Source organism: Paludibacterium sp. (genome assembly GCF_019232825.1).
Classification (GTDB): domain Bacteria; phylum Pseudomonadota; class Gammaproteobacteria; order Burkholderiales; family Chromobacteriaceae; genus Paludibacterium.
Map to the genome: position 1 here is coordinate 1 of NZ_JAFAND010000101.1, position 10,856 is coordinate 10,856.

6 protein-coding genes and 2 pseudogenes are annotated in these 10,856 nt (G+C 55.1%); 4 read left to right on the forward strand and 4 right to left on the reverse strand.

What is annotated here, in order from left to right:
* Positions 1-513: 513 nt before the first annotated feature.
* The 4 genes from JOZ06_RS13510 to JOZ06_RS13525 are packed head-to-tail and all read left to right on the forward strand — an operon-like array spanning position 514 to position 8,382.
* The gene (locus tag JOZ06_RS13510; protein WP_293233282.1) at positions 514-2,052 is read left to right on the forward strand and encodes a class I SAM-dependent DNA methyltransferase; all 1,539 of its coding nucleotides are present in this window, start codon (positions 514-516) and stop codon (positions 2,050-2,052) included.
* Positions 2,049-3,248: a restriction endonuclease subunit S gene (locus JOZ06_RS13515; protein ID WP_293233284.1), complete on the forward strand. Its 1,200-nt coding sequence runs from the start codon at positions 2,049-2,051 to the stop codon at positions 3,246-3,248. Before JOZ06_RS13510 ends, JOZ06_RS13515 begins: the two co-directional genes overlap by 4 nt.
* A 2-nt stretch (positions 3,249-3,250) precedes the next feature.
* Complete coding sequence (locus JOZ06_RS13520) at positions 3,251-4,981, forward strand: DUF262 domain-containing protein (protein ID WP_293233286.1); 1,731 nt, start codon at positions 3,251-3,253, stop codon at positions 4,979-4,981.
* Positions 4,978-8,382 carry a DEAD/DEAH box helicase family protein gene (locus JOZ06_RS13525; protein WP_293233288.1) on the forward strand — a complete coding sequence of 1,135 codons (3,405 nt, stop codon included), beginning with the start codon at positions 4,978-4,980 and terminating at the stop codon, positions 8,380-8,382. Before JOZ06_RS13520 ends, JOZ06_RS13525 begins: the two co-directional genes overlap by 4 nt.
* 363 nt (positions 8,383-8,745) lie before the next feature.
* Here the strand turns inward: JOZ06_RS13525 and JOZ06_RS20705 are convergent, their stop codons facing one another.
* From JOZ06_RS20705 to JOZ06_RS13545, 4 genes and pseudogenes are all read right to left on the reverse strand, one after another.
* Positions 8,746-9,123: a DUF6471 domain-containing protein gene (locus JOZ06_RS20705; RefSeq protein ID WP_366814825.1), complete on the reverse strand. Its 378-nt coding sequence runs from the start codon at positions 9,121-9,123 to the stop codon at positions 8,746-8,748.
* Positions 9,124-9,219: 96 nt separating this feature from the next.
* Positions 9,220-9,441 (reverse strand): annotated as a pseudogene (locus tag JOZ06_RS13535) (ATP-binding protein); the annotation flags it as partial.
* A 40-nt stretch (positions 9,442-9,481) separates the two neighbouring features.
* Positions 9,482-9,805 (reverse strand): annotated as a pseudogene (locus JOZ06_RS13540) (helix-turn-helix domain-containing protein); the annotation flags it as partial.
* 441 nt (positions 9,806-10,246) lie between these two features.
* Positions 10,247-10,465, reverse strand: coding sequence for an antitoxin MazE family protein (locus JOZ06_RS13545; protein ID WP_293233292.1), 219 nt, complete (start codon positions 10,463-10,465; stop codon positions 10,247-10,249).
* Positions 10,466-10,856 lie beyond the last annotated feature (391 nt).

The window sequence follows — 10,856 nt, forward strand, 5'->3', positions numbered from 1 at the left end:
CATGACGCTCATGGGCGATGATGTGGAACCGCTTCGGGCGTTTATTGAATCTAATGCGTTGCAGGCGGGGAATATTGATGTTTGATGCCGCTGTAGCGGGAGCCATAACCCGAGATTTTGGGAGGCATCCATTGAGATATTTATTGATGGGTGCAGCTTGATAGTTTGGGCTGATGGCGCTTTGCTTCCAATAGACCACTGCAATTAACGGTTATTTGTATCCCACTAAGTGTGATATTGGATTTTAAGGAATTGAAAAACCGACCTGGTGGTCGGTTTTTCCATATTAGGAACTAGCACTCGGTTAGCGACATGCGTCACCAGCCCCCAGCACTGTTCAAGGCTCAACATTTGCTCGGGTGCATTACGTTGAGTAACGGCGCAACGAGATTAAGCACGATGTGCTGGCTGCATGTTTCAGTTTGCGCGACAGTTAGAGCGTAGTTAATATGCAAGGTTGAGTCCGTGCCAACCTTTAACAAAAACAGGCATAGGCGCCAGAATAGGAAATTTATGCTTACCGGTGAACTAAAAAGCCAAGTCAATGCAATTTGGGATGCCTTCTGGTCGGGAGGTATCTCGAACCCGATAGAAGTCTTGGAGCAAATCACCTACCTTCTGTTCATTCGCAGACTCGATGATTCCCACACCCTAGAAGAGAGCAAGGCCCTGATGCTCAAGAAGCCCATGGCCAAACCAATATTCCCACAGGGTAAAGATGCCAAGGGGCGGGACTACAACGACCTTCGCTGGTCGCGGTTCAAAAACTTCGCGCCTGCCGAAATGCACAATGTGGTTGGGGAACATGTCTTCCCCTTCCTGCGCAGCATGGGGGGCGATGGCTCCACATACAGCCAGCACATGAAGGACGCCCGTTTCACCATTCCTACCCCGGCGCTGCTGGCCAAGGTGGTGGACATGCTTGAACACGTGCCCATGGATGACCGTGACACCAAGGGCGACCTCTACGAATACATGCTGGGCAAGATTGCCAGCGCCGGTCAGAATGGTCAGTTCCGCACGCCCCGCCACATCATCAAGCTGATAGTGGAACTCACCGCACCCACGCCTATGGATGTCATCTGCGATCCAGCCAGCGGCACTTGTGGCTTCCTGGTGGCAGCCGGCGAATACCTGCGCGACAAGCATGCGGCTCTGTTCAACGATGCTACGGCGCGAGAGCATTTCCACAAGGCCATGTTCCATGGCTACGACTTTGACAACACCATGCTGCGCATTGGCAGCATGAACATGGCCCTGCATGGCGTCGAGAACCCGGACATCCGCTACAAGGACTCCTTGGCTCAGGACCATGCCGGGGACGAGGAAAAGTATTCCCTCATCCTCGCCAATCCGCCCTTCGCTGGCTCCTTGGACTACGAGAACACCGCCAAGGACCTGCTGGCCCTGGTCAAGACGAAGAAGACCGAACTGCTGTTCCTGGCGCTTTTCCTGCGGCTGCTCAAGCCCGGTGGCCGGGCGGCGGTCATCGTGCCAGACGGTGTGCTGTTTGGTTCCTCGAAGGCGCACAAGGAACTGCGTCGGATGATAGTCGAGGAGCAGAAGCTGGATGCGGTTATCTCGCTGCCCGCCGGCTGTTTCAAGCCCTATGCGGGCGTATCAACCGCCATCCTGATTTTCACGAAGACCAATTCCGGTGGTACAGACCATGTCTGGTTCTACGATATGGAAGCCGACGGTTGGAGCTTGGACGACAAGCGCCAGCCGTTGCTCGCCGAGGATAAGCTTGGCGTCACGCCAGTCACGGCGTTAACCGAAGCCGACCACGCCAAGAACAATCTGCCTGATGTCTTAACCCGTTGGAATCTGCGCACTACCAGCGAACTTCAGAACGCCCGTACTGCCCAGAGCTTCTGCGTTACCAAGCTCGATATTGCCACTCAGGGCTACGACCTCTCCATCAACCGCTATAAGGAAGTGGTGCATGAGATGGTTGAGCATCTGCCGCCACAGGAAATTCTCGCCAAGCTGGCCAAGTTGGAAGACGAGATTCAGGCGGGGATGATGGCGCTTGAGGGGATGTTGACGTGACATCCGCTTTGGAGGTTAGGCTTGGCGATGTCGCGGAGTTCATTCGGGGCATCAACTTCAAACCAGACGATGTAGTCCCGCTGGGAACAGAAGGTAGCGTCGGTTGTATGCGGACGAAGAACGTCCAGGAGGAACTCGACTGCTCAGACGTATGGGCTGTATCAAGAGAGTTCGTGCGTCGAGAGGAGCAGCTGTTGGCTGAAGGCGACATATTGGTCTCTAGCGCAAATAGCTGGAATCTCGTCGGCAAATGTAGTTGGATACCAAAGCTTGCATGGCCGTCGAGCTTTGGTGGATTTGTGTCGGTTCTTCGAGCAGCACCTGACAAAGTAGAGCCGAGATTCCTCTATCGCTGGTTTTCTTCAGAACGAACCCAAGCATTGCTTCGCAGTTTCGGGCAGAAGACAACCAACATATCTAATCTGAATATCGAGAGATGTTTGAATTTGATTCTGTGGCTTCCGCCTCTCCCCGAACAACGCCGCATTGCCGCCATCCTTGACCAAGCCGATGCTCTACGCGCCAAGCGTCGGGAAGCCTTGGCGCAGCTGGATGAACTTCAGCAGGCGATTTTCATTGAGACGTTTGGGGACCCTGCCACGAATCCCAAAGGGTGGCCAATAACAACGGTTGGTGACCTACTGAAATCAGCTTCCTACGGGACTAGCGAGAAATCAGCCACCAGCGGAGAGTTTCCGGTCCTTCGGATGAACAACATTACACGCACAGGGGAGTTTGACCTTTCTGACCTGAAATACATGGATTTGGCGGATTCAGAACACGAACGCTATCTCGTGAAAACTGGCGACGTGTTATTCAATCGAACCAATAGTGCCGAGCTCGTGGGGAAGACCGCAATATTCCGAGAGAAAATACCGATGGCCTATGCTGGCTACCTCATCAGGCTGAGGACGAATGAAAGTAACGACCCCGAATACCTGAGCGGTTTCATGAATACTGCTTACGCAAAGCGCATTTTGCGAGGTATGTGTAAGAGCATTATTGGGATGGCGAACATCAACGCAACTGAGGTTCAAAGCATCAAGCTTGCAAAGCCGCCATTGAAACTCCAGACCCAATATCGCCAGCGCATCGGCGCCCTGCTCCAGGTGAAGGCCTGCTATAGAGCATCTCTTACCGAACTGGATAGCCTGTTTTCTTCCCTCCAGCACCGCGCCTTCCGAGGAGAACTCTAACCATGCAGCAGCAGAACATCCCCATCGCTACATTGGTGGACATGTACAAGCGTGGCGAGCTGCGTCTCCCTGAGATTCAGCGTCACTACGTCTGGCAGGGAACGCGGGTGCGGGACTTGTTGGATTCGCTTTATCGCGGCTACCCGAGCGGTTCCATCCTGATGTGGGAGACCGATGAGCCGGTGCCAACGCGGGAGTTCGCCATTGCCCAGGAGACAAACGCGTTCGCCGGCCGCAAGCTGTTGCTGGATGGACAGCAACGCCTGACCTCCCTGACTGCTGTGTTGGGTGGCGAGCCGGTTTCGGTGCGCGGTCGCAAACGACCCATCGACATCCTGTTCAATCTTGAGCACCCTGATGGTCCACCGACCGACATCATAGAGGTTGAGAGCGATGAAGTTTCCCCGGTTATTGCCGACGACGAAGTAACGGATGAAAACGGCGACGAGGCCGATGAAAACGAAGCCGGGCTTCAGGAAAAGCTGAATCGGCGAACCTTTGTCGTTGCCAGCAAGAACCTGGCATCTCAGCCGCAATGGGTGTCGGTCAGTGAAGTCTTCAAGACCGCCAACGATGCCGAGATTCTGGAAAAGGCCGGCATCGAGTCGTTCAAGGACCCGCGCTTCCAGAAGTATTCCGACCGGCTGAAGAAGCTCCGTACCATCAAGGACTACCACTATGTGGTCCATGTGCTTGAGCGCAGCATGAGCTACGAGGAAGTAACCGAAATCTTCGTCCGGGTGAATTCTCTGGGGGCGAAACTACGTTCCTCCGACCTTGCCCTGGCCCAGATGACCTCGCGCTGGCAGAACTTGCTGAAGGAACTTGAGGCATTTCAGGACGAGTGTGAGCAAAGCTGGTTCACCATCGACCTTGGGCAATTGGTCCGCGCCATCGTGGTGTTTGCCACCAAGCAATGCTTGTTCCGCAGCGTGGCCAGCACTCCGGTTGATGCGTTGAAGGAAGGCTGGGAGCAGGCCAAGGAAGGGCTGCGCTTCGCCATCAATTTCCTGCGCACCAATGCCGGTATCGAGGACGAGTCGCTGCTGTCTTCGCCCATGTTCATCCATTCCCTGGCTGCGATTAGCCGCATCAAGGACAACAAGCTGACAGCCGATGAGCAGAACAAACTGCTGCATTGGCTCTTGGTCGCCAATGCTCGCGGCCGCTATTCCCGTGGTTCGACGGAAACCCTGCTTAATGAAGACTTGAACATCATTTTCAAGTCCGGGGATATTGGGGCCTTGATGGAGCCGGTTAAACGCCAGTTTGGCCGATTGCATATCGAGCCTGGCGACCTCGCCGGCCGCGGCGTGAACAGTCCGCTATTTTCGTTGGCTTACCTGGCGCTCAAAGCCTCGGGGGCAAAGGATTGGTATAGCGGTCTGGGGCTGTCGCTGACCCACCAGGGCAAACTGCACTTCATCCAGTGGCACCACATCATCCCCAAGTCTCTGCTGAAGCAGAGCGGCTACGAAACGGGCGAAATCAACGAAATCGCCAACATGGCCTTCATCACCGGCCAGACGAACCGCCGCATTAGCAACAAGGAGGCCACGGGCTACCTTGCCGACATCGTTGCAAAGCAAGGCGAGCAGGCGCTATTGAGCCAATGTGTGCCGACGAATCCGGACCTTTGGCCTATCGAGTGCTACCGAGATTTTCTGCAACAGCGCCGGGTGGCCTTGGCCGAACGGATGAATAGCTTTATTCGTGAGAAAGCCCAGCTATGAGCAACTTCGCCTTCCTCCGCCCCCCTGAATGGGGCTTTTTGTTCGAGTCGGCCTCGAAGGTGGAGGAACTGGCGAACAGTGATGCGCGTGGAGCCTGCTTCTATGCCCGCCGCACCCTGGAACTGGCACTGGCCTGGCTGTACAAGCATGATTCCGCCCTGCGCCTGCCCTACCAGGACAACCTGAGTGCCTTGATTCACGAGCCCAGTTTCCGCCAAGTGGCCGGGGATGCGCTGTACACCAAGGCACGGCTCATCAAGGACCTGGGTAATCTGGCGGTGCATAGCTCCAGGAAGATTGCACCCTCCGACGCCCTGAATGCGGCGCGGGAGTTATTCCATTTCTGCTACTGGCTGGTGCGCACCTACGGCCGCACTTCGCGCCCTGCTCCTGGCCTGGCATTCGATGCGGGCCTGCTGCCAAAGGCCGCTGTTACCCCCATCCAGTCCCAGGAGCAGCTGCAAAAGCTCGAAGGCATCCTGCGGGAGCGGGACGAGAAGCTTTCCATCCTGCTGGCCGATAAGGCGGCCTTGAGCGATGAACTCACGAAGCTGCGGGACGAGGTGGCCAAAGCGAAGAAGGCGAACGCCGCCCAGCCGGACACCCACGACTATTCGGAGGCAGAAACTCGCAAGGCCTTCATCGACGTGCTGCTGAAGGAGGCCGGATGGAATCTCGACCCGGCTATCAACTTCGAGGTGGAAGTCGCCGGCATGCCGAATGCCGAGGGTAAGGGCTTTGTCGATTACGTGCTCTGGGGCGACGACGGCAAGCCGTTGGCGCTGATTGAAGCCAAGCGCACTACCAAGAGCCCCATGGTTGGTCAGCAACAAGCCAAGCTCTACGCCGACTGCCTGGAAACGATGTACGGCCAGCGGCCCATCATTTTCTACTCCAACGGTTATGAGCACTGGATATGGGACGACGTTTCCTATCCGCCCCGCCCCGTCCAGGGCTTCTACAAGAAAGCCGAACTGGAACTCTTCATCCAGCGTCGCAGCAGCCGGAAGCCGCTTGCGGATGTAGTCATCAATAGCGCTATCATTGAGCGTTACTACCAGACCCGAGCAGTCCGCCGTATCGGCCACACGTTCGAGGTGGAGAACCAACGCAAGGCCCTGGTCGTCATGGCCACGGGCGCCGGCAAGACGCGCACGGTCATCGCCCTGGCCGACGTCCTGATGCGCTGCAATTGGGCGAAGCGCATCCTCTTCCTAGCTGACCGCGTGGCCTTGGTCAACCAGGCGGTCAATGCCTTCAAGGCGCACCTGCCGGATTCTGCCCCGGTCAATTTGGTCACCGACAAGGCAACCGAAGGACGGGTCTATGTCTCGACCTATCCCACCATGATGGGCTTGATTGACGATGCATTCGACGGTCAGCGCCGTTTCGGTGTCGGCCACTTCGACCTCATCGTCATTGATGAAGCGCACCGCTCCGTCTACCAGAAGTACCGCGCCATCTTCGATTACTTCGACTCCCTCCTGGTCGGCCTGACTGCCACCCCGAAGGACGAGATTGACCACAACACCTATGGACTCTTCGACCTGGAAACCGGCGTGCCAACCGACGCCTATGGGCTGGACGAAGCCGTGGCCGATGGTCACCTCGTGCCGCCCGTTCCCATCTCCGTACCCCTCAAGTTCCAGCGGGAGGGCATCAAGTACGACGACCTCACGGAAGAGGAGAAGGAGGAATGGGACGCCAAGGAGTGGGACGACGAAGGCAACGTCCCCGACGAGGTAAACGCGGAGGCGGTCAATAAATGGCTGTTCAACGCCGACACCGTGGATAAGGTCCTGGGAACCCTCATGACCAAGGGTCAGAAGGTGGCGGGCGGGGACAGGCTCGGCAAGACAATCATCTTCGCCAAGAACAATGACCATGCCGACTTCATCGCCAGCCGCTTCGATGCCAACTACCCGCATTACAAGGGGCACTTCGCGCGGGTGGTGACCTACAAGACGGAATACGCCCAGAGCCTGATTGACGATTTTTCCAACCAGGACAAGGCGCCCCACATCGCCATTTCAGTGGACATGCTGGACACCGGCATCGACGTGCCGGAAGTAGTCAATCTGGTTTTCTTCAAGGTAGTGCGGTCAAAAACCAAGTTCTGGCAGATGCTGGGGCGGGGGACTCGGCTTTGCAAGGACCTGTTTGGGCCTAATCAAGACAAAAAGAACTTCTTTATTTTCGACTTTTGCCAGAACCTGGAATTCTTTAGCCAGAATCCCGAAACCTCGGACGGCTCTATGAGTGAGTCCTTGAGTACGCGGCTCTTCAAGGCACGGCTGGATGTGATTAGCGCCTTGGACGATAGGCTTGCCAACCAGGTGAAAACTAGCGAATCGCAAGCTTCCAATGACGACCATCCGAGCGAAAAACAGCTGCGGGTCGACGTAGCCGCCCTTCTGCATGAGCGGGTGGCTGCCATGAAGGTGGACAATTTCGTTGTTCGGCCCCATCGGCAACCGGTGGAGAAGTTCGCCAAGGCCGAAGCCTGGGTGGCGCTGGGGATGGAAGATTTACTGGAACTCCGGACTCGTGTTGCTGACCTGCCTACAGAGCTGGCAGACGAAGACGAGGAGGCCAAGCGGTTCGACATGCTATGTCTGCGAGTTCAGTTATCTATCCTCCAAGCCAAGCCTGAGTTCGTTACCCTAAAGGAAAAGATTCAAGTCATCGCCAGCGCCCTTGAGGAGCAAACCAACATCCCCGCCATCAAGGAGGCCATGCCCTTCATCCAAGCAGTGGCCAGCGACGAATGGTGGGACGACGTTACTGTGCCTATGGTCGAAACGGTCCGGCGGAGATTACGTGCCTTGGTGAAGCTGATTCCTAAGGGACAGAAGAAGATTGTGTATACCGATTTTGAGGACGAGCTGGGCGAGTCGCAAACCATCGACCTGCCCCAGGTCACCGCAGGCCTCAATATGGCCAAATTTAAGGAGAAGGCCCGAGTGTTCCTCAAGGCCCACGAATCCCACATCTCTCTCCAGCGCCTGCGCCGTAATCAGCCGCTCACTCCCTCTGACCTCGATGAACTAGAGAAAATGCTGCTAGCTGCAGGCGGTTCACCGCAACTTATCAGCGAGGCTAAGGAGCAAAGCCATGGCCTTGGTGTCTTCATCCGCTCACTGGTGGGTTTGGACCGGGAGGCCGCCATGCATGCATTTAGCGAGTTCCTCACTGGGACTACCACCACCCCGAACCAGATTGAGTTCATCAATCTCATCGTCCAGGAGCTTACCCAGACGGGAGTGATGGAGCCGGAACGACTGTTCCAGTCCCCTTTCACGGACTTGAACGCCCAAGGTCCGCTGGGTGTGTTTCCGCCGGCCAAAGTCACACAAATTGTCCAAGTGCTGGAGACAATCAGAGGGCGCGCGGCTGCCTGAGGGGGCTTGGCCTCCCGTCCCGACGGCGGGATGATGACATCGAACTTAACAACATTCTAACGATGTTAGAAGCGGGCGCATTGGTTCGTGAATGTGCCGAACTGGCTAACCAGCGGTTCGGTAAAAAACAGGGCAAGACCACTTGAAATGGAGCCAATCGCTGTCTAGGCTTTCCTTTGCCGGTGCAACGCCGGCATGCAGTAACACCATGACGAGCCAGAACTAGTATTTCCCGCCGGAAGTTCGGTGGTACCCCCTATTTATGAGAGGGTACGAAAGCGGGAGGCTGGCATGGAAGAGGTCTGGCTAGAGTCGAACTGGACGGAATGGGTCGTAGCGCAATGGCGTTGCGCCACTCTGTCCCTATTTGAGGGAGAGAGTCTCTACTCCCATGGCGCACAAGCAGACAACCAAAAACGCTGCGCTGAAGCGCTTTCGGTTGACCTTGCGGTTTATTTGGTCAGGCGTCTCGTAGATTCCTTGCCCCTCCAACAGACGGGACAGTTGTTTGTACCGGATGCCGCGTCTCATCATCTCTATTTCAATCAGCTCTTTCGCAGTCTGCTCCCAAGCTTCATAAGATTGAGGCTGCAGACCACCCGTGCCTGGCTCTCTGTTCATCTTTCCCCCACGGCCGCCACTCAGCCCCTGTCTCTGCCCTCCAGGTATTTTCTCACGAGTATTTTCGGTCGTATACGACTGGTTGGCTTTTGCGAGAGCTACACCTCCTTTGCAAGACATTTTTGCGAGGAAAAATTGCCAGCCAGAACCACACCCATTGTTGAATTGCGCCGAATAGTGACCCACTATTTTTATCGAAATTTGACCCACTCCAAATTAGTCGTTCCGTCTTTTCTCGGAAGTAATACTGGTCAATTTCTCCTGTTCTGTTGAACGTGTCGAGCTATTTTTGAAACGATAGCTGTCATTGCCTGTTTCAACAATGTGGCAGTGGTGGGTGAGACGGTCCAATAAGGCAGTTGTCATCTTTGCATCTCCAAATACATTTCCCCATTCGGAAAAGCCTAAGTTAGTAGTAATGATGAGGCTAGTTTGTTCCTTTGCTCGCAGAACTGACCCGGTCTAACTGATCCACTTTCCACTGCCTAGCAAACGCTGCAACACGATCATATGAGCCGTCGAATCCGAGCACGCGTAGGTCTGCATGCATCTGCTTGAGGCTGCGTTTTTGCTTTCTAGATTTGGTGGATTCCGTTTTTAGCCACGTTGAAAGCTTGAATGCGTATGGATCCAAAGCACTGGCCGAACGGCGGTCTGCGTAGGCTGGCTCTACAGTTTCAGAGCGCAGGTGACGTCTAACGGTGTTCCTTGAAATGCCAAGTCGCTTGGCGATCTCTCTTAGCGATATCTGGTCTCGTAGGTGCCAGCGCCGAATAATTCCTAGTAATGCCACGTCGATCACTCCAATCTCCCACCTGATTGCTTAGGTAGGATTGTGTCTCAAACGTGGGTCAATTTTCGATGCAAAAATCCCAGCAAAGTGGGTCAGTTTTCGATGCAAATCTACAGCGAAGTTCTCTAATTGACGCTGGAGACCTGATTGATGATTACATTCCATTAAGAGCGGTGGCGGCACTCCTCGGGCTGCCAAGAGCGCGAATCAACGAGCTCGTCGCTTGTGGATTGCTAGCTGAAGATCTGCTTTGGCAAAATATTATTCCAGTCGGCAGAGAGTTCGGAAGCCGAGATTATGAGACACGGCTCATGTCGGAGCCGCTAGCTCGTTTTTCTATTAATGCAAAGTCAAAGCGAGTGACTAAGCACAAAAGTAAATAGATAAGAGTATCACTTCAGCCTATATCTCGCTCCGGTTCTGAGGAGCTGTTCAAGAAGTCGCCGCGCATCATTCTGTCCAGCTTTCTACGTCCGGTAAGGTTTCGTCCATGAACTGCTGCATGGCCATGTCGGTGCTATCAGCCTGAGCCACAAGAAGGCATTGTCGGCGACATTCCTCTGCAAAGCCCGGGCGGCGCGTATCGGGTACCCAGATTAGTACTGGGCGAAGTCCGGCCTTGCGCAAGGCATCGCGGCGCTTTTGAACTGGTGAAATGACGTGTGCCATGTTAGTCCCTTCCTCTTACATGAAATACCGCATGCCTCGTTCATGCTACATGCAGAGGGTCCCTCACGCCGGGATTTTTGGCGGTTCATAAGTCCAGAAGACCCCGGACAAAATATGCCATTAATTGCGTCAAAGAGTTACATAAAATGCAGCTTTATAGTAGATTTTAAGGAAAGTGACATCGTTAGCTCGGGGGACGGGCGATCGGGGAAATCAGTTCGATGAGCACTTGGGGGTATTGACTCAGGTCGTCCGTCGGCGCTTCAGGCGTGCTCGGCTCCAATCTGTGTCACTAGTGGCCACCACTTCATTTCCGTCTCCCTGGCTGCGTTACCAGCGCCGATGCGCTCATTGGATAAGAACAAGCATAGGGATACAGCATGTCTGGCAC